Source organism: Halobacillus shinanisalinarum, from assembly GCF_022919835.1.
GTDB lineage: Bacteria > Bacillota > Bacilli > Bacillales > Halobacillaceae > Halobacillus_A > Halobacillus_A shinanisalinarum.
On record NZ_CP095074.1, the window covers coordinates 2,042,965 to 2,061,832 of the forward strand.

An 18,868-nucleotide genomic window follows, 5' to 3' on the forward strand; every position below is an offset into this window, starting at 1 on the left:
CCAGCCGTCTTGCTGCTCTACGCTTATTTATTCAAGACGGTTTTTAACCCAGTTGACTAGCCCACCCGATTGCATCATTTCAAGCTGACGTTTAGACAGGGCATGTTGGACTTTAATTGTTTTATCTTTCCCCTTCACTTTTACGTTTACTTCATTCCCTTTATGAATGGTCTCCCGAAGATCTTTAAAGGTCAGCACATCACCCTGCTCAAGATCTTCATAATCTTTTTCATTTACGAAAGTGAGTGGAAGGATGCCGAAATTGACTAGGTTTTGCCAGTGAATTCGTGCAAAGTCCTTCACAATAGCTACTCTGAGCCCCATATACCTGGGTGCTAAAGCTGCATGTTCACGACTTGACCCTTGCCCATAGTTTGTTCCTCCAATAATGACATGACCACCATCTTCACGCTGTTTCATCGCTCGATCGTAATAAGTATCATCTACAATTTCGAAGGTGAATTTACTAATCTCAGGAAGATTACTTCGGAATGGCAAAACTCTGGCCCCGCCTGCTAAAATTTCATCAGTTGAAATATCATCACCGACTTTAAGTAAGATAGGCAACTCCATATCATTAGGCAATTTATCCATTTTAGGAATAGATGCGATATTTGGCCCTTTCACTAATTCTTCCTTAGCAGATTCTTTAGGACTTAATGGCTTTTCAAGAAGCTGGGTATCTATGGTTGGTTTATCTAGTTCCTGAACTTTCGGATAATCAAATCCAGCCTTCCGAGGATCGGTAATTTTACCCTTCAGTGCAGATACAGCAGCTACTTCCGGACTACACAGGAACACACTATCTTCTCTAGTGCCCGAGCGGCCTGGGAAGTTACGAGGTGTTGTTCGCAAACTATTGCGGCCTGTTGCCGGCGCCTGCCCCATACCGATGCAACCGTTACATCCGGCCTGGTGTAGACGAGCTCCCGCCTGTAAGAAGTTTGCGATATGCCCCTGCTGAGACAAATCGATTAGCATTTGTCTTGAGGTAGGGTTCAAATCAAACGACAACCCATCTGCGATATGTCTGCCTTCGACAATCTTTGAAGCAATGGCAAAATCACGGAATCCCGGGTTGGCTGAGGATCCAATATAGGACTGATAAATCGGTTCACCCTCAACCTCGCTAACAGGTACTACATTCCCTGGACTTGAAGGCTTGGCGATCATAGGTTCAAGCTCTGATAAGTCAATTTCATCATTCACATCATATTTCGCACCATCATCAGCTTTTAACTCAATCCAGTCATCTTCACGTCCTTGTAGCTTCATGTATCGTTTCGTTTCGTCATCAGATGGGAAAACGGTACCAGTTGCCCCTAATTCCGCGCCCATGTTAGCTATAACATGGCGATCCATAGCTGTTAAATTCTTAAGCCCTGGGCCATAGTATTCAAAAATATGATTGACTCCACCTTTAACACCATGACGTCTAAGCATTTCCAGAATAGCATCTTTAGCACTTACCCATTCCGGGAATTCTCCCGTTACTTTTACGCCCCATACTTTCGGCATTTTCACATAAAAAGGTTCCCCTGCGATGGCCATAGCGACATCAATACCGCCCGCACCCATAGCGAGCATCCCCATACAGCCATTTGCACATGTGTGACTGTCTGAGCCAAGCAGTGTTTGCCCAGGCTTAGCTAGACGCTGCATGTGAACAGGGTGGCTGACCCCATTACCAGGCCTGCTGAAATATAACCCAAATCTTTTCGCTGCACTCTCTAAAAACAAGTGGTCATCCGGGTTTTTACTATCCTCTTGAATTAAATTATGATCCACATATTGAGCAGATGCTTCTGTCTTTGCCCGATCAATTCCCATTGCCTCTAACTCAAGCATAACCATTGTACCAGTTGCATCTTGCGTTAAAGTTTGATCAATTTTCAGCCCAATCTCTGAGCCAGGATTCATCTTACCTTCAACTAAATGATCTTTAATCAGCTTTTGTGTGACATTATACCCCACACAGCATTCCTCCTTATTTAGACAATTTTCCATAAATATTTACCTATAACTTTTTATACCCTTATCACTCTTAATTTACTCATTTTTCCCACTTTCTATCTCAAATATATATATTAAACAAAAAAAGGGTGAGATCCAAGATCTCACCCACCATCGATATATTTTAAGGGGAGGATTAGTAAATTAAATGTTAATAAACTCCTACATTATTCCAAGCCTGTGTAACTGCATTGGCAGCTTGATTTCCATAAATATCATTGGCAGATTGCTCTAAAGCTGCTTTTGCATAAGAAAAGTCACTGCTTGGAGTTAAATAAACTGTTAAAGCACGATAATAAATTTGTTCAGTTTTGGAAATTCCTAAATTATTGATCGTGTAGTAAGCGGCCTTGTTTGGGATTCCGCTGTTCGTATGGACGCCACCCCAATCACCTTCACGAGTATTTGGTAAGTTCTGATACTCATTCATGTGATCTGGCTGATTATAAGCGTTTGGATTGGACATCGAACGCAAGGCATCACCTCGACGTCCAGGTGTGTAGACATCTTCACCCATCAACCAATCCTCAGAGTCTACAAAATAACCAAAAACATCCGAAAATGATTCATTCAAGGCACCGGACTGATTCTCATAAACCAGCTGTGCTGTTGTATCTGTAACGGCATGAGTCAACTCATGTGCAACAACGTCATCAGCACCGGAAAGGTAGGTAAATGTAGAGCCATCTCCATCACCATAAATCATTTGGTTCCCTGTCCAGGCTGCATTATTATAATTTGAACCATAATGCACAGTAGAGCGGATGTCAGCACCCTGATCGTCATAACTCACACGTCCGAAGGTATCATAATAATAATCGAACACTTCTCCTGCATAATAATGGGCATCGACTGCAGCTTTTTGCTGTTCACTATAAAAAGTATTACCTGTATCCGTTACATAATTCCCAGGAAGATACTCTCCATTATTACCAGTAAATGTTTCGATCACTCCATTCATCGGCTTTGTAGTATCAAATAAATAATACGTATTGTTCGTATAGTAAGTATTTAGAGACTTCGTATTGCCAAGCACACCAACACCTGTCCCTGTCGCCTCATTTACAAGATTTGCAGCCTTAATGACTTCACCTGACTCTGCATTAATATACACTTGCCAGTTTGCAGGATAAGGCTGCGCAAATTGAAGCTCCACGTGATAGGCTAATTGATAATTCCCATTTTCATGATAGACAACTAGATTACTAGCTTCAGTCAATGTTTCAAAGTTCTCGCCCTCAGCTGTTTTCTTAGTTTGGTCTGCCTCTTCTTTTTCAACATCAATATGAGTCCATGCGATGGATAGTGCCTCTTTTTTCTTCACTTGGCGCTGTTGTTTCAGCTTTTCAGGAGCATTTTTATGAAACTCCCCATTCACTGACGCCACCGTTCCATCTTTATTTGTATGTACAATGACTTTTGAATTAGCTACAGGAATATTTTCAACCAGAGGCTGATAGGTATAATGAGTCATGCCTAAGTCATCTTGCTCTGCCTTAACGAATTTCAAATCTTTGTTTGGGTTAATTCCAAAATCTTTCGCATTCTCCTTGAAAAACTCCGACACCTTTTCCTTTGAAACTACCTTTGATGCACTAAAGTTCTTTTTCACAAAATCTGGTGCATTGATCTTAGCTTGCGGCGCTGTCTGGTCAGTACTGCCTGTCTCAGCATGTGCTAAAGATCCGCCTGAAAATAAACTAGAACCTATGACAACACTTGCCATAAATGACTTCCAATTCATCCAATTCCTCCTTTTTTTGTGGTACATTGACAATATAACACAATTTTCCGACTAGAAAACTGTGAAAGTTGGTACGATATACCCCACTTAAAGGCACGAAAAGGAAACGACTTGGGAAACCTATCAATATAGTTGAAATATACTAGTCGAACGTGTATTCTGAAAATAGATTCAAAAGAAAAACTTCTGACGAATCTACAGTTGATCAACTAGGTGTGTGGAAAATGGAATATGGTAAAGTGCTTCGGTTTCATCGAGTTAAACAAGGTTTGACTCAAAACCAGCTAGCTGAGGGGATTATTTCGTCAGCTTACCTCTCTAAGATTGAGAACGATCAAACCGTTCCAGCTGTAGAGGTGCTTGAGTTGCTTTACGAAAGGCTCGGTCTCGACTATAACGATTCCTCTTACAGCCATCCTTCTAAGGAAAAGCTAAAGGAATGGTATGAATCGATCGTGTTCAAACGTAGGGAAAATGCCGAGTTGTTGAAGGAAGAATTGCTCCAGCAAAAGGAAACGCTGGCCAATCATCAATTGTATATTTTTTTCGAGTTGTTTCGCATTCGACATCTATTATTGGAAAATGAGGTGAAGAAGGCCTATGAAGCTTGGGAAAATATCCGTCAGCATAAGGATACTTTTGATGATGAGATGAAGTTCTATTACCATTTGGTTTCGGGTTTGGTGAAGTATTATAAAAATGAGTTTAATGACGCCTTCCAACAATTAATGGAGGCTAAAAACTATAGTTCTTCATTTGAGATAGAAGGTTGGGAAAAAAGCGACCTATTTTACTTGCTTGCTTTGAGCACAAGCCAAGCAACCCATTTATCAGCCTCTGTATTTTATGCCGATCAAGCACTTGAAATCTTCCAAACTCAATATGATTTAGCTAAAAGTGCTGATTGCCACATTATTCAAGGGATAAATTATAGTCGTTTAAAGAATTACACCAAATCTCTTGAAAACTATCATCTTGCACGGAAAATTGCCTCACAAACCAATAACAATATACAACTAACTCTTGTTTACATCAATATTGGTACATTAGAAGCTCGTATGGGTAATCATGCGATCGCTATTGAAAGTTACCAAAAAAGTATTGAATATAATGATTTAAGTACATCATTTCGAAATTCTTATTTACTAACTGCTGTTCATAGCTTAGTAATTGAGCATTATAAGAAAGATGACTATGAAGGATGTCTTAAATGGGTTAACTACGGAGAAGAGAAGCTTAAAATATACCCTTCAAAACCCTTTCAACTTCACTTTGAATTTTATAAAAAAGTTATAAACAATGATAATAATATAAGTGATTTTTTGGAAACCGATGTAATACCTTTCTTTGAAAAGAAGAAGGAACACATATATATCATCCGCTATTCGATGTTCCTAGCCGATCTATTGGAAAAACAACGGATGTATAAAAAGGCTTCATTTTACCTAAGGTTAGCAATTCAATTGTTAAATAAACATTCTCAATTAGGAGGGATATTATTGTGAAAAAGCTTATTGCAATCCTAGCTTTTGTTGCATTTCTAGCTAGTGCTGCATCTCCAGTTGTTTATGATAGCGCTGAAGAAGCTTGGCCAGAACCTTTAGTAGAACAAGTTTAATGTAGCTTGATTTTAATGAACACCCCCTAATCCTATACCTATATATTTTATTGACTCTCTACCATAATGGTAGAGGGTATTTTTTTATAAAAGGAGGCTCTTAAATGAAAATAGTCGGCATAGATTTATCAGGACCTTCCAATCATAAGGATACGGCTGTGGCCGTTTTTAGTGATCAAGGAGATTCGTTATATCTTGATCGGCTTCTAAATCCTGCATCTGATCAGGATATTCTTTCACTGATTACAAATTTATCTGCTGAACAACAGGTTGTTGTTGGCATTGACGCCCCTCTTTCCTACGAAGACGGTGGGGGCGATCGTGAGCTTGAGAAGGAACTCCGGAGTTTCACGAAAGAATTAGGGATGAAGTCTGGTTCGATTATGCCGCCAACGTTAACTAAAATGATCTATCTTACGGTCAGGGGAATGAAGCTTGCCTCCTTATTAAGTGATCTTATGAATATTCAAGTCATTGAGGTCCACCCAGGTGCAACCCTAGCTGCAAGAATTCCCGGTGAGGAAGGACGGAAACACGCTTTATTATATAAGCGATCCCTCGAGAGTAGGGATTGGATCGCGAATTGGATGATATCTTTCGGCTTAAAAGGGATACAGGTAAACCTTCTGCAAACGAGTCACCTAATCGATTCCTGTGCCGCTGCAATTGCAGCGTGGGATTATGTAAGTCCAAACCGTAAGCCGGCATGGAGTTATGATGCCAATTCACCCTATCATCCTTATCCTTTTTCCTGTTAACGAAAAGAGCTTTGTCCAAGGTGTAGTTTGAACAAAGCTCTCCGTCTATTTTATTGTCTCCATATACCTTTTCCAGGCATCATATCCACCGGTAACATTAATGACCTCTTTAAATCCGTTCGCTTGAAGTATACTTGCAGCTATAGCAGAGCGCCCACCTGATTTACAGTGCACGATAACTTTTTTGCCTTTTGGAATTTCGTCCAAACGGTTAGGAAGTGTTCCGAGCATGATGTGGACCGCTTGATCCATGTGTCCTTCTTCCCATTCTGACTGGTTTCGCACATCAATGATGACATAATCCTCACGTTTTAGAGTATCCTCCAGTTCTTTCACAGTTATATTTTTATAGATTTCTAAATCAGTTATATTATCTACATCTGTGCTTTCAATGTAACCGACTGTCCTATCAAAGCCGATCGACTGTAGTGTTCTAATTATATCGTCCACTTTTTGATCATCGGCAACTAAAGTAATATCTTGGTGATAATCCAGTAACCAGCCAGACCAGTTAGCAAAGGATTTGTTAACTGGAATATTCAATGAACCTTCTATGTGGCCATAAGCGAACTTCTCTTTTGAACGGGTATCTATTATAGTATATTCCCCATACAATATTTCTTCAGGCTTTATCCTATCTAAAGAACCATCAAGCGGCAAAAGATCAGGGCCTTCTTTATTAAACTTCTTCATAACTCTGAAGTAAGAAGGCGGTTCAGGCTGTCCATCGATTAGGGTCGTTACAAATTGATTTTCATCACCAATCGTAAGCGCCCAGTTCGTTATTTTCTCATAGCCAACCGTTGAGGACGGCACTGCCCCTAATGATTTTCCACAAGCACTTCCGGCACCGTGACCTGGCCATACTTGGATGAAATCCGGCAGTTCTTTAAAGCGTGATAAAGACTGGAACATTGCTCTAGCACCTTGTTCTGCTGTTCCTGAAGCTCCAATTGATTTTTCCAGAAGATCAGGACGGCCTACATCACCCACGAAAACAAAGTCTCCAGTGAAGATTCCCATTGGAACGGGAGCTTTCCCGCCTTTGTCTGTTAATAGAAATGAGAGGCTTTCAGGAGTGTGGCCCGGTGTATGAAGCACATCCAGCCTAACATTCCCAACATGAAAATAATCGCCATCCTTAAGCCATTTATGGTTTAAGTTTTTCACAAAATTGTATTTCCATTCCTCGTCACCTTCACTTGAAAGGTATAAAGCACCCCCTGTTTCATTGGCTAACTCTCTAGACCCTGATAAGAAGTCAGCATGGATGTGGGTTTCCGTAACCTTCGTTATCCTCAAAGCATTTTTGTTCGCGGTCTCCAAATATGGCTGAATATCCCGAGCAGGGTCGATAACAAGGGCTTCCCCTGTTTTTTGGCACCCCACCATGTATGAATTTTGAGCTAAATTTTCATCAAAAAAAGATTTTAAAAACATGTACATCCCCCATTTCTTATCCATGCTTCCTATATAATTATTATACCTTTTGCAGGAAGTATCCTGCCTTTAATTGAAAAGAACCACACCTGATTTGCGGTGTGATCCTGATTATTTTTCAAAATAATTCTTCAATGTTTCAACGGGGGTACTATACTTAAGTGGACCGTATATCAATTCAGCATTTGTAATATAGTTTATTTCTTCTGCATCAATAGCTTCATACTCCAACCCATCTGCCGCATCTTCCACCAGGGCTTTTACTTGATTCATCATGCCTAAAGTCTGGCGGTTTGTTGTTTTTGTAAAAACAAATTCACTAGCAGCTTCTAACATATGGTCCGAAATTCCTTTGTCTACTTTTAACAATTGAAATAATTGATTCAACGATCCTTTAATGACGTTTTCGATGTTTTCAAATTGCTGCTTTCTAAGTCCGAACAATGTTAGGTTCAATCCTGTTCCGTTATTCATCAACATCAGACATTTACGTCTGTTCACTGTGATGATATTCGCATGCCACTGATAAATTTTGGGGATGTCTTTATATTGTTCTTGCTCTTCTAATTCTTGATGGAGTTCTTTAGCTAGCTTTTGTGTTGCTCCTATGACAAACATACTCATTCCACCTCAAGTCATTTTCTATCCCTAGTGTAACAGTTTATAATGATCCACTCTATTCATATCCCTTAGCTTAACCAATCGAATGGCACATCATTTTAATTAATTGAAATAAATGAGAGCATAGTGCATTTATCAACGATTTATATTTTTTAGAAAAGAGAAGCCACAACCTGTAATAGGTCCTGGCTTCTTACTCATCATTTTGTTCGCCGGGCAAAATCAACGAACTGAAATTTGTCGGGTCTGTGTCTTGATTCCGTATATTGAAATAAAGTAGCATCAGCCAAATAAACATAGCTTCGAATGACGACGACCTGGGAGTGGCCATCTAAATCCAAATGGGCTGTATCTTCTTCCGTAACGGTTTCGACTACAATTTCTTTTTTTGCAAAACTGATCTCAAGCTCGAGCTGATTCTCGATATAGTGATAGATCGAGTGCTCGGCAATTGATTTTGTCAATCCTGGCACAACATCTTCGAGAATGTAATCCTTGTCTAAAATAATACGCTCCCCGTCAATCTCTCTCGAGCGTGAAATCTTCCAAATCTTCATATCCTTTGAGCAGTTCAGCCGCGAACGCAATTGATTATTGGCAGTCTCTAAAAACAACTCATGGACGTGGGTTTTAACAGTTTGGCCGAGTTGATTGGATAACTCATGAAAGCTTGTCAATCCGGATACCGGAAATTCAAATTTGCTGTGATCCAAAATAACCGAACCTTTTCCCCTTACTTTTTGAATATAACCGTTTTGTGAAAGCAGGTTCAGTGCTTTTCGTATCGTTTCTCTAGAAGTCTCGAACCTGATGGTTAATTCATTCTCTGAGGGTAAGGTATCACCAGCTTTAAACTCTCCTTGTCGGATTGCTTTTACTAAATCATTATAAATTACAATAAATTTATTCTTCATTTATTATCACCGCTATTTATCATATCAAGTCGAGTGGATATGGTAAACGATGGACTCATAAGGTCTTAACTCAACATGATGATAATCCCTAGGTGCGTCTTGGTAGTTACTTATCATCACCTCACTAGTCCCGTCTACTTCAGCATCATCAGGGAGAGTGAATGACGCCGCTTGCCCGTAAAAATTATTGATAACAAGTAAGCTCTCCCCCTTCCACTTCCTTAGGTATGCAAAAATTCGGTCATCGTTAGGAAGCAGCAGCTGATAATCTCCGTGCGTGATGATCGGATTGTCTTTTCTAAGCTCAATCAACTTCTGGTAATGGGCGAAAATGGATGCCTCTTCCTGTACCACTTTTTCCGCATTAATTTGCGGGTAATTTTCAGCCACAGGGATCCACGGAGTGCCTTCTGTAAAGCCGGCATGCTGTTCATTATTCCACTGAACCGGTGTACGAGAATTATCGCGGGACTTCTGTTGTAATATCTCCATTATTTCGGCTTCATTCAAGCCTTTTTCACGCAGCAAGTTGTAAGCATTTAAAGACTCTACATCACGGTATTGATCGATTGAGTCAAAACCAGGATTCGTCATGCCGAATTCTTCGCCCTGATAAATATAGGGGGTTCCCTGCATCATATGAATCGTCGTCGCAAGCATTTTCCCTGATTCGACTGGATAGTTTACATCTTCCCCGAATCTTGATAGCACACGAGGCTGATCATGATTACACCAAAACAACGCATTCCAGCCATTGCCCTGGTTCATTTCAGCCTGCCATGTGGAGAGAATTTGTTTTAGCTCATAAAAATCAAACGAAGCCTTTGTCCATTTTTCCCCATCAGGATAATCGACCTTTAAATGATGGAAATTAAATGTCATGCTTAGTTCTTCTCTCTCAGGAGCTGTGTAAAGGATGCAATGGTCAATCGTTGTTGATGACATCTCTCCTACTGTCATAAGGTCATAGGGTGCGAAAACCTCCTGGTGCATCTCGTGCATGAATTCATGAGCTCTCGGTCCGTCTGTATAAAACTTACGTCCATCTCCTGGGGCGACACTTCCGTCATCATTTGGAAAGTCTTGATTTTTTGAAATCAAGTTGATGACGTCGAGTCGAAAACCATCAACGCCCTTTTCACCCCAAAAGCACATCATTTCGTAAATTTTTTCACGAACTTTTGGATTTTCCCAGTTTAAGTCAGCTTGGGTGACATCAAATAGATGGAGGTAATGTTGACCTGTGTCTTCGTCGTATTCCCATGCGCTTCCGCCGAACTTGGACTGCCAATTATTTGGAGGTCCTCCGTCAACAGGATCTTTCCAAATATAATAGTCACGGTACGGATTGTCCTTCGATTTCTTCGATTCCTGAAACCATGCATGCTCCGTTGACGTGTGGTTCACGACAATGTCCATGATTAGCTTCATGCCACGTTTATGAGTTTCATCAAGCAATCGTTCGAAATCAGCCATTGTCCCATATTCTTCATGAATGCCGTAATAATCACTAATATCATAACCATTATCATTTTGCGGTGACTTATACATCGGGGTCAGCCATAGGACATCGACCCCAAGTGTGTTTAAATAGTCTAGTTTTTCGATAATGCCTTGAATGTCACCTACACCATTTCCTGTCGTGTCGTTAAAACTTTTTGGGTAAATTTGATAGACGACGGCTTGTTTCCACCAAGGTTGTTCTGTCATTTCTGTCATATGAGCACCACCGTTCTCGAAAAAATTAAGTTTACACGTCGCGTTTACGTTTTGCATATAAAAATGTTGCCACAAATGGAACTACAAGAACGAATACCATTCCAATAGCAAACTCCAGCCAATATTCTGCAACGATAGAGAATATCCCTGGAACTCCACCTACACCAATTGAGCTCGCCACAACACCGGAAGCTGCAACATAAAGGCCAACAATGGCTGAAGATAAAATAGCGATAATGAATGGATATTTAAATCGTAAATTCACACCAAACAAGGCTGGTTCTGTTATGCCGAGGTATGCTGAGATACCAGAAGATAGCCCGAGGCCTTTCAGCTTCTCATCTTTAGATGCCGCCATGATACCAAGCGCTGCTGAACCTTGAGCAATGTTTGATAGAGCAAGCATTGGCCATAAGAATGTCGTTCCTGTACTACCGATCAGCTGGATATCTACAGCTAAGAAGGTGTGGTGCATACCAGTAATAACCATTACACCATAAAGGGCGCCATAAATTAATCCGCCTAATGCAGCAAAGTTATCGAATACAGATACTAATCCGTCTGTGATTGCATTTCCAATGGAAAATGTGATTGGACCGATGATAATGAAGGTTAAGAAACCTGTTACAAGTAAAGCGATAGGTCCAACAACCAACAGCTGGATGCTGTCAGGAACTCGTTTACGTAGAAACAATTCAATTTTCGTTAACACATAGGAAGCAGCAAGGACAGGCAGCACCTGACCTTGGTAGCCAATCTTCTCAACAGTCATTCCAAATAAATCCCAGGTCGGTACGGTACCTTCCTTAACAGCATCCCCGTAAGACCAAGCATTCAATAACTCCGGATTTACAAGAACAAGACCCATGACGATACCGAGAATTGGACTACCACCAAATTTCTTAACAGCCGACCAACCGATCAGTCCGGGCAAGAAAGCAAAGGCAGTATTTGCAATGACGATGATCATGTTTGCGATACCTGACCATTGAGGGTACACATCAATAATCGATTGTTCATCAAAGAAAATCCCCGGCGCCGTTAAAATGTTGTTAATGCCAAGAAGTAAACCAGCAGTTACGATGGCCGGTAAAATCGGAATAAATATGTCGGCTAATGTTTTAACAGCACGCTGGAGCCAGTTCATATTATCTTGCGAAGCTTCCTTAACTTCGTCTTTAGATGATTCACCAATATCTGCTAAGGCAATTAGTTCTTTATATACTTTATCTACCGTTCCTTGCCCGATTACAATTTGAAACTGGCCATTTGTTGAAAAAGAACCTTTAACTGCATCAATTTCATTTAGTCTTTCCTGATCGACAATCTCTTCATCATGGAGTGCTAGACGAAGTCGCGTGACACAGTGTGTACCCGCCGATAGGTTCTCTTTGCCGCCGATTGCTTCTAATATTTGCTCGGCTTGCTTTTTGTGGTTCATGCTTATTCCCTCCTATCCTATTTATTGTTCACTGTCAGCAGTTCTGTTTCGCCTGCTGTAGCTTCCTTCTCCTCTGTTAATTTAACCTCGAATTCATCACTATTTGTGATAATAATTGGGGTAACCGTGCTCTTAGCCTTTTCACCTACTAAGTTGACATCAAACGTAATCAGGCGGTCTCCTGCTTTCACCTTATCTCCCTGTTTTACAAAAGCTTCAAACCCTTCTCCATCCATACTGACGGTTTCTAATCCAATATGAATGAGTATCTCTGCACCTGTTTTCGTCTTCAGTCCCACCGCATGCTTAGTAGGGAAAAGTTGTACAACTTCTCCTTCCACAGGACTGACGACCGTCCCGTCGGTCGGCTCAACGGCGATTCCCTCCCCCATCATTCTCTCTGAAAAAACAGGATCAGGTACTTCCTCTAAAGCCAAAACCTTTCCTTTCACCGGGGCCAAAATAGATACAAACTGCTCTTTATTTCCAAAAAGTTTTTTGAACATTTTTATTCCTCCTTAAACGCTTACATTAATCCCACTAACATGTATATACATAGTTCTTATATGATTATAATTTGTATATACATGTTTTGCAACCGTTTTAATTTGGAATGATGCATCACCTCTTTTCATATTCTTTATAGGTTCGCTATTCTGTATTTATTTCTTTATATATGGAAGTTTTTATGATATAAATATTTAGGGTACCGAAATAAATGAGGAAGAAGGGATTCGTTATCCTTACACAGGAACAACGAGCAAAACGCAATTTATGGATTATGTGGTTTGCCAACTTCTTTATAGCTGGCAGTATTACGATGGTTCTTCCGTTTTTATCCTTATATATTGATGAACTTGGTGACTTTTCTAATTCTTTCGTGCAAACGTGGTCTGGGTTAGTATTTGGTATTACATTTGTTACGGCATTTATTTTCTCTCCTATTTGGGGGCGGATTGGGGATAAGTATGGGAGACGTAATATCCTGATCTTCTCTGCAACAGGGCTAGCTTTGTCAGTCTTATTGATGGGGTTCGCAACCACAGTGTGGCAACTATTTCTGCTCCGGCTCTTCATGGGGATTTTTACCGGATTCATACCTATGTCTCAAGCGCTAATTGCGACACAAACACCGAAGCGCATTGCCGGGCAGGTCCTTGGTACGCTCCAGACAGGGAGTATTACAGGAAGTTTGCTTGGCCCGTTGATTGGCGGCCTAGTTGCCGACTCAATCGGTTATGGCACGACGTTTCAACTGGTCTCGGTAACGGTCTTCCTTTCAGCGATTATTGTATTCTTAGGAATTCATGAGCAGAAAATCGAGATGGAAGATGACGATGAAAAGTCCAGCTACACTTCACGAGAAGTGCTTCAGCATATTGTTAGGCACCCTGTGCTCTTGATGGTAATGATTGTGTCCATGTTTGTACAAATCGCACATTTTAGTATTCAACCAATCCTTTCCTTATATGTTGGAGAATTGCATGGACCTGAGAACTTAGCTCTCTTCTCCGGCATCGCCTTTTCTGCAGCTGGACTCGGTAATTTGTTAATGGCCCAGCGCTGGGGGCGAATTGCAGATCGCAAAGGTTATGTGAAAATTCTTGTGTTTCTGCTGTTTATGGCCGGAATTGTGTACATTCCAGCAGCATTTGTAACGAATATTTGGCAGCTTGTCGCGTTACGATTTTTGCTTGGTGTATCGATTGGAGGCATTATCCCTGTACGGACTGCGTATATTCGTCAGGAAGCTCCTGTTGCGATGCAAGGCGAGGTGCTTGGTTACAATACGAGCATTCGTTTTCTAGGAAATATTATTGGTCCGGCCATGGGTGGAATGCTGTCGGGATTATATGGCTTTTCAGCTGTATTTTTCGTTACGAGCGGGCTGCTCATTTTGTGTGGAGCGGTCATGTTTATGACGATGCACAAAAACCCAGGAGCGGTACGACATGCTCATTCTGTATAAAAGGTAGATCGGGCTGGTTTTGCCCGGTCTTTTTGTTAGATCCGGTGGTTTGTTAATTGCACGAAAATTGGGGTAATTGCACATAACATCAATTAATTGCACGAAAAAAGCTATAACTGCATATTTAGACGCTTTTCCGTTTTGTGTTAAGATAGATGTATATACACAAAAAGGAGATTGAAGCGATGAACCGTGCACTTATTGTAATTGATTATACAAATGATTTTGTGGCAAACGAAGGCGCCCTTACTTGTGGGGAACCTGGTCAGAAGATTGAGGATTCCCTAGTTCAGGCTACGGTAGACTTTTTGAAAAAAGAGGAATATGTCGTGATGGCTGTTGATGTACATGAAGAAGGTGACCCTTACCATCCTGAGACAAAATTGTTCCCTCCCCACAATCTCCGGGGCACAGAAGGCAGACGTTTGTATGGTAAGCTGAAGCATTTGTATGATGTTCATCGTTCTGAGGTTTATTTTATGGATAAAACCCGCTACAGTGCTTTTCATGGTACGGATTTGGATGGGAAGCTTCGGGAGCGCGGGATTAATGAGGCTCATTTAGTTGGCGTTTGTACTGATATTTGTGTGCTTCACACCGCTGTTGATGCTTATAACTTGGGATATAAGATTGTAGTGCATAAAGATGCGACGGCTAGCTTTAACATATCGGGGCACGAATGGGCACTTGAACATTTTAAAAATGTACTGGGTGCTGAAGTTAGGTAACTGATATTTTATCCCTAGAAAAATAGAAGGCTCCTTCGCGATGAGGGAGCCTTCTATTTAATGGATTAATTAGGAGATATTATTCCTTATGTGTCCCCTCATTTAGAGCTTGTGCGTCCAATTGTTTATCTGTTTCTGTATTCGGATTTGCACCGTTTTTACTAATGGAAGAAAGCATGTCGGTAATATCAAACCCTGTTAATTCTTTAAGCGGTTCGTGCATATCCATCATCGTTTGGGTCACACTCTTTCCAAAGGATGGAACGCCTTGACCATTCCCCGAGTCAATGATCTTCACGGAATCAATATTGTTCAATGGAGCGGAAATCTTCTCGGCAAATAGTGGCAGCATTTCAATCATTTTCTCAACGATAATGATGTCGCCGTGTTTTTCCATCGCTTCTGCAATCAAACGTCTGGACTCCGCTTCGGCTCTACCTTTTTCACGAATAACTTCAGCTTCTGCCAGCCCTTCTTCTTTTTTAATTCGAGCCTGTGCTTCCCCTGCTATAGAGGATTTTTGTGCATCAGCTTCGGCACGTTTAGTCGTTTCGTAGGCTTGAGCATCGGCTTTGGCTTTCCGTACTTTTGCTTCTTCCTCTTCTAACTTCACTGAGCGTTCACGTTCAATGTGTTGAAGTTCAAGTTGCTCTTCTTTGGCGCGGCGCTTAAGCTGTAAGTCTTCTTCCTGCACTTCTTTAGCAAGCTTAGTACGCTCTAATTCATAGGATTGTTCTGTTTGAGCACGTGCTCGCTCAGTTTCTTCTTTAAAAGCAGCGTCCTTAATATCTTTTTCCTTACGTGATTGGGCAATAGATGTTTCCCGCTTATACTCTTCCTCTTTCGCTTCTTGATCTGTACGAGCGACATGCATCCGGGTTTCACGTTCACTGTCTGCCTCTGCAATTTCTGCCTGTTTTCTAACTTCTGCAATACGTGGACGGCCTAAGTTTTCTAAGTATCCATTATCCTCATCAGCATCACGTAAATCGGTTAGTCCTAGTGATGTGATTTTGAATCCCATGGCATCCAATTGCTGCTGGGCAATCTTTGTTACTTGGTCATTAAAGCTTTCCCGATCTTCATTGATGCCTTCCACCGTCATTTTAGAAAGGATGGCACGTAAATTACTGCCTAATACTTCAACGATCTCTGTCTCAATTTCAGATTGGTCCTTTCCTAAAAATTGCTCTGCATAGTTGGCAATCCCCTTTAAGCTATCCGCAACCTTTACCATCGCGACGGCATCCGCTACAATCGGAACTCCGCCGTTTGTGTAGACACGAGGGGTCTCAAGCTTTAATTGAAAAGATGTCAGGTTCACCGGTGTTGACGTTTGAAACATCTTTAAGCGGTACCCACCCCCACGAATAATCTTCATGGAACGGCCTTCGTCATCACTGAAAATATTGGCTTCTCTCTCTGGGTCCCCCAACTTAGGACCTGTAATAATCAATGCTTCGTTGGACTTCGATGTTCTATAACGAAGCTTCAACCAAAAGAACCCTACTACTGCCGCGATGATCACGACAATTAAAATAGGTATCAAGATTGATAGAATCTTAACCATTGTCATATGTATTCCCCTAAAAATAAGCTAATTATAGTGTAGCATTTTGTCAAGAAAAGGAAAATAAAAACGAAAAATTAATATTCCTTTAGACCGTGTAATTCTAGTCTATTTCCTTTTATTGAAAAAAATGATGTTTAAAAACAGTTACAATTTAAAATCGAGGAAACGACAATTGAAATTGTTGAAAAAATCGACTATGATAGTGTATGGACGATTATGTTATTATCTACTGTAATGGATTTATATATAGGAGGAATCACCAATGAGCTCACAAGATTATCGAGTTCTGTTGTACTACAAGTATGTTGACCTGCCTGATTATGAGGAATATTGTAAAAATCATTTAAAGTTCTGTAAGGACCTTGATCTGCGCGGTCGTATCATTGTTTCTCCTGAGGGAATCAATGGGACTGTGTCTGGAACCGTTGAGCAAGTGAAGCAGTATATGGACTACGTACGCTCAGACGAACGTTTTGCAGATATTCACTTTAAAATAGATGAACATGAAGGACATGCGTTTAAGAAGATGCATTGCCGCGTGAAGCCGGAACTTGTGAACTGGAGCATTGGCGACGATGACATCGATCCGAAAGAGTTTGGCGGCAAACACTTGAAGCCGAAGGAATTTTACGAAATGCTTCAGGATGATGATACCGTTGTGATCGATGGGCGTAACGAGTATGAATATCGCATCGGTCACTTCCGCAATGCGATTCAGCCTGGGGTCGAGCATTCCCGCGAATTCCCAGAGTGGATTGCCGAGAATGCGGATCAATGGAAAGACAAAAAGGTGATCACCTATTGCACCGGTGGTGTTCGTTGTGAAAAGTTGACAGGCATTTTGATGAAAAATGGTGTGGAAGATGTGTACCAGCTTGAAGGCGGTGTGAATACGTATGGAAAAGACCCTGAAGTAAAGGGACAGCTTTTTGATGGAAAACTATACGTATTTGATGAGCGCATTTCCGTACCAGTGAACCAGGTTGAAGAAAAAGTAGTTGCGAAATGTGAGCATTGCGGCAAGGCAGAAGATCGAATGATTAATTGCAGCAATCCTGTATGTAATCGCCAGTATGTTTGCTGTGCCGATTGTGAAGAAGAGCAGCATGCAGCATGTACAACCGAATGTAAAGAGCACCCAGAGAATCGCTGGGATGCTGTTCGCAAAAAACAAATCGATAAATATGATCGTATTAACAACTAACCGCAATTATAAGGCCTTCGTTTTTTACGCGAGGGTCTTTTGTTTGGTCTTCTTTTCATCAAACCATAACCGATCACTATGATTAGCGCAGCAAACATCCACCCTGACCAAGGCGGCACCGAAACACTTGCGCTTATCTCATCCACAATGGAGATGGCTGCCCATGTAGAAATTAAATCAATGGCAACCTTTTTCGTTTGGAGCGTTCACGAGAAAATATGGAGCATTCAGAATGAAATCTGAGCGCTTAGCGCGGTGTGAATCGATTTGGAGAAAATTCCGTGCTTTCTGATTTGAAATGAGAGAGGATAACACAAAAACCTTACCAACTCACCATCTTCATCTATCCCACCCCTCTATAAATACAAATTTCCCCACCTCAGGTCATCCAGATTTTGGATGACCTGAGGTGGAAGGATTTTCTATATGGACGTAACCTTCTATTGTTGTTAGTTGTTGGTTTTTAAAGTAGATGCCTGATTGGTCGGCGATGCCGTAGCCATATATCTCTTTCGTTTCGTGAAGAACATTTTTAAGCTGTTTTTGCTCCTGCCATTTTAAGTAATGTGCAGAAATGACACCACGTTGCAGCAAACCAAGCCCCTTTTTATACAAAGTTATTTCTTGGATGTTGTCTTTTGGAGAGATGACACAGTGACGAGGAGCAATCAAAGCGCCTGCCGAAAACCCTGCCACTGGTACTCCCGCTTTGAATCGTTCCTGGATGATTGCAGCTAACTCTGATGTAACAATATATTTGTGGTAGGCAGAAGTACTACCGCCACCAATCAGAATCCCTGTGGATCGTTTCACTTTGTTCAGCTGATCCGTTGTGTACTGATTGTCTATTGGTAGGTGATAGATATTGAGACGCGGAGCATACTCTTTCAGTAAACGTGTATAGTTTGGAAGGTAAGCTTCAGAACCCTCCCTTTCTATGTATAAAACAGTAATAGTCCCTCTCGTATTCTTAAGGATGTCAACAAACAGCCCAGCAAGTTGCTCAGTCATAGGCGGACCTCCGCCAAACAAAAATAAATGCGTGTCCACTTTCTTCGCCCCTTCATTATAATTTCCAATTTCGCCCACCTCAGATCATCCAGATTTTGGATGATCTGAGGTGGGA

The 18,868-nt window shown here is 41.1% G+C and carries 15 protein-coding genes; 5 read left to right on the forward strand and 10 right to left on the reverse strand.

The annotated features are described in order from the left end of the window. Positions 1-27: 27 nt before the first annotated feature. Both MUO14_RS10105 and MUO14_RS10110 read right to left on the reverse strand, forming a co-directional pair. Complete coding sequence (locus MUO14_RS10105) at positions 28-1,974, reverse strand: aconitate hydratase (RefSeq protein WP_244755096.1); 1,947 nt, start codon at positions 1,972-1,974, stop codon at positions 28-30. Between the two features lie 190 nt (positions 1,975-2,164). Continuing rightward, positions 2,165-3,757 (reverse strand): M4 family metallopeptidase, encoded by a 1,593-nt coding sequence (locus tag MUO14_RS10110; protein ID WP_244755097.1) that lies wholly within the window; start codon positions 3,755-3,757, stop codon positions 2,165-2,167. Positions 3,758-3,981: 224 nt separating this feature from the next. Here MUO14_RS10110 and MUO14_RS10115 point away from each other — a divergent pair, with 224 nt between their 5' ends. Further along, positions 3,982-5,262, forward strand: coding sequence for a helix-turn-helix transcriptional regulator (locus tag MUO14_RS10115; protein WP_244755098.1), 1,281 nt, complete (start codon positions 3,982-3,984; stop codon positions 5,260-5,262). A gap of 217 nt (positions 5,263-5,479) precedes the next feature. Further along, positions 5,480-6,133 (forward strand): DUF429 domain-containing protein, encoded by a 654-nt coding sequence (locus MUO14_RS10120; RefSeq protein ID WP_244755099.1) that lies wholly within the window; start codon positions 5,480-5,482, stop codon positions 6,131-6,133. 45 nt (positions 6,134-6,178) lie between these two features. Here MUO14_RS10120 and MUO14_RS10125 read toward each other — a convergent pair whose 3' ends face one another. The 6 genes from MUO14_RS10125 to MUO14_RS10150 all read right to left on the reverse strand — a co-directional run bounded on the left by MUO14_RS10125 (position 6,179) and on the right by MUO14_RS10150 (position 12,774). Beyond that, positions 6,179-7,573, reverse strand: coding sequence for an MBL fold metallo-hydrolase (locus tag MUO14_RS10125; RefSeq protein WP_244755100.1), 1,395 nt, complete (start codon positions 7,571-7,573; stop codon positions 6,179-6,181). 111 nt (positions 7,574-7,684) lie between these two features. After that, positions 7,685-8,191: a DUF6933 domain-containing protein gene (locus MUO14_RS10130; RefSeq protein ID WP_244755101.1), complete on the reverse strand. Its 507-nt coding sequence runs from the start codon at positions 8,189-8,191 to the stop codon at positions 7,685-7,687. A gap of 203 nt (positions 8,192-8,394) precedes the next feature. Continuing rightward, the gene (gene treR, locus MUO14_RS10135; RefSeq protein ID WP_244755102.1) at positions 8,395-9,108 is read right to left on the reverse strand and encodes a trehalose operon repressor; all 714 of its coding nucleotides are present in this window, start codon (positions 9,106-9,108) and stop codon (positions 8,395-8,397) included. Positions 9,109-9,132: 24 nt separating this feature from the next. Next, the gene (gene treC / locus MUO14_RS10140; RefSeq protein ID WP_244755541.1) at positions 9,133-10,818 is read right to left on the reverse strand and encodes an alpha,alpha-phosphotrehalase; all 1,686 of its coding nucleotides are present in this window, start codon (positions 10,816-10,818) and stop codon (positions 9,133-9,135) included. Positions 10,819-10,858: 40 nt separating this feature from the next. After that, entirely contained in the window at positions 10,859-12,268 is a 1,410-nt protein-coding gene (treP, locus tag MUO14_RS10145) for a PTS system trehalose-specific EIIBC component (RefSeq protein WP_244755103.1), read from the reverse strand. Between the two features lie 17 nt (positions 12,269-12,285). Next, a complete protein-coding gene (locus tag MUO14_RS10150) occupies positions 12,286-12,774 on the reverse strand; it encodes a PTS sugar transporter subunit IIA (RefSeq protein ID WP_244755104.1) in 489 nt (162 codons plus the stop codon). Positions 12,775-12,986: 212 nt separating this feature from the next. Here MUO14_RS10150 and MUO14_RS10155 point away from each other — a divergent pair, with 212 nt between their 5' ends. Then, positions 12,987-14,237: an MFS transporter gene (locus tag MUO14_RS10155; protein WP_244755105.1), complete on the forward strand. Its 1,251-nt coding sequence runs from the start codon at positions 12,987-12,989 to the stop codon at positions 14,235-14,237. Between the two features lie 185 nt (positions 14,238-14,422). Then, positions 14,423-14,965 carry a cysteine hydrolase family protein gene (locus MUO14_RS10160; RefSeq protein WP_244755106.1) on the forward strand — a complete coding sequence of 181 codons (543 nt, stop codon included), beginning with the start codon at positions 14,423-14,425 and terminating at the stop codon, positions 14,963-14,965. A 79-nt stretch (positions 14,966-15,044) separates the two neighbouring features. Here MUO14_RS10160 and MUO14_RS10165 read toward each other — a convergent pair whose 3' ends face one another. Then, complete coding sequence (locus MUO14_RS10165; RefSeq protein ID WP_244755107.1) at positions 15,045-16,541, reverse strand: flotillin family protein; 1,497 nt, start codon at positions 16,539-16,541, stop codon at positions 15,045-15,047. A 259-nt stretch (positions 16,542-16,800) separates the two neighbouring features. On the opposite strand from MUO14_RS10165, the gene trhO reads away from it, so the two are divergent. Beyond that, positions 16,801-17,742, forward strand: a complete 942-nt coding sequence (trhO, locus tag MUO14_RS10170) for an oxygen-dependent tRNA uridine(34) hydroxylase TrhO (RefSeq protein ID WP_244755108.1) — start codon at positions 16,801-16,803, stop codon at positions 17,740-17,742. Positions 17,743-18,126: 384 nt separating this feature from the next. Here trhO and MUO14_RS10175 read toward each other — a convergent pair whose 3' ends face one another. Then, positions 18,127-18,831 carry a Type 1 glutamine amidotransferase-like domain-containing protein gene (locus tag MUO14_RS10175; RefSeq protein WP_244755109.1) on the reverse strand — a complete coding sequence of 235 codons (705 nt, stop codon included), beginning with the start codon at positions 18,829-18,831 and terminating at the stop codon, positions 18,127-18,129. Between the last annotated feature and the right edge of the window lie 37 nt (positions 18,832-18,868).

Excerpts from the sequence above, each read along its gene's own strand:
- treR (WP_244755102.1), bottom strand. The coding sequence starts at position 9,108 with ATGAAGAATAAATTTATTGTAATTTATAATGATTTAGTAAAAGCAATC.
- MUO14_RS10155 (WP_244755105.1), top strand. The coding sequence starts at position 12,987 with ATGAGGAAGAAGGGATTCGTTATCCTTACACAGGAACAACGAGCAAAA.
- MUO14_RS10150 (WP_244755104.1), bottom strand. The coding sequence starts at position 12,774 with ATGTTCAAAAAACTTTTTGGAAATAAAGAGCAGTTTGTATCTATTTTG.
- MUO14_RS10110 (WP_244755097.1), bottom strand. The coding sequence starts at position 3,757 with ATGAATTGGAAGTCATTTATGGCAAGTGTTGTCATAGGTTCTAGTTTA.
- MUO14_RS10125 (WP_244755100.1), bottom strand. The coding sequence starts at position 7,573 with ATGTTTTTAAAATCTTTTTTTGATGAAAATTTAGCTCAAAATTCATAC.
- treC (WP_244755541.1), bottom strand. The coding sequence starts at position 10,818 with ATGACAGAACAACCTTGGTGGAAACAAGCCGTCGTCTATCAAATTTAC.
- MUO14_RS10115 (WP_244755098.1), top strand. The coding sequence starts at position 3,982 with ATGGAATATGGTAAAGTGCTTCGGTTTCATCGAGTTAAACAAGGTTTG.
- MUO14_RS10165 (WP_244755107.1), bottom strand. The coding sequence starts at position 16,541 with ATGACAATGGTTAAGATTCTATCAATCTTGATACCTATTTTAATTGTC.
- MUO14_RS10130 (WP_244755101.1), bottom strand. The coding sequence starts at position 8,191 with ATGTTTGTCATAGGAGCAACACAAAAGCTAGCTAAAGAACTCCATCAA.
- MUO14_RS10120 (WP_244755099.1), top strand. The coding sequence starts at position 5,480 with ATGAAAATAGTCGGCATAGATTTATCAGGACCTTCCAATCATAAGGAT.
- treP (WP_244755103.1), bottom strand. The coding sequence starts at position 12,268 with ATGAACCACAAAAAGCAAGCCGAGCAAATATTAGAAGCAATCGGCGGC.
- MUO14_RS10160 (WP_244755106.1), top strand. The coding sequence starts at position 14,423 with ATGAACCGTGCACTTATTGTAATTGATTATACAAATGATTTTGTGGCA.
- trhO (WP_244755108.1), top strand. The coding sequence starts at position 16,801 with ATGAGCTCACAAGATTATCGAGTTCTGTTGTACTACAAGTATGTTGAC.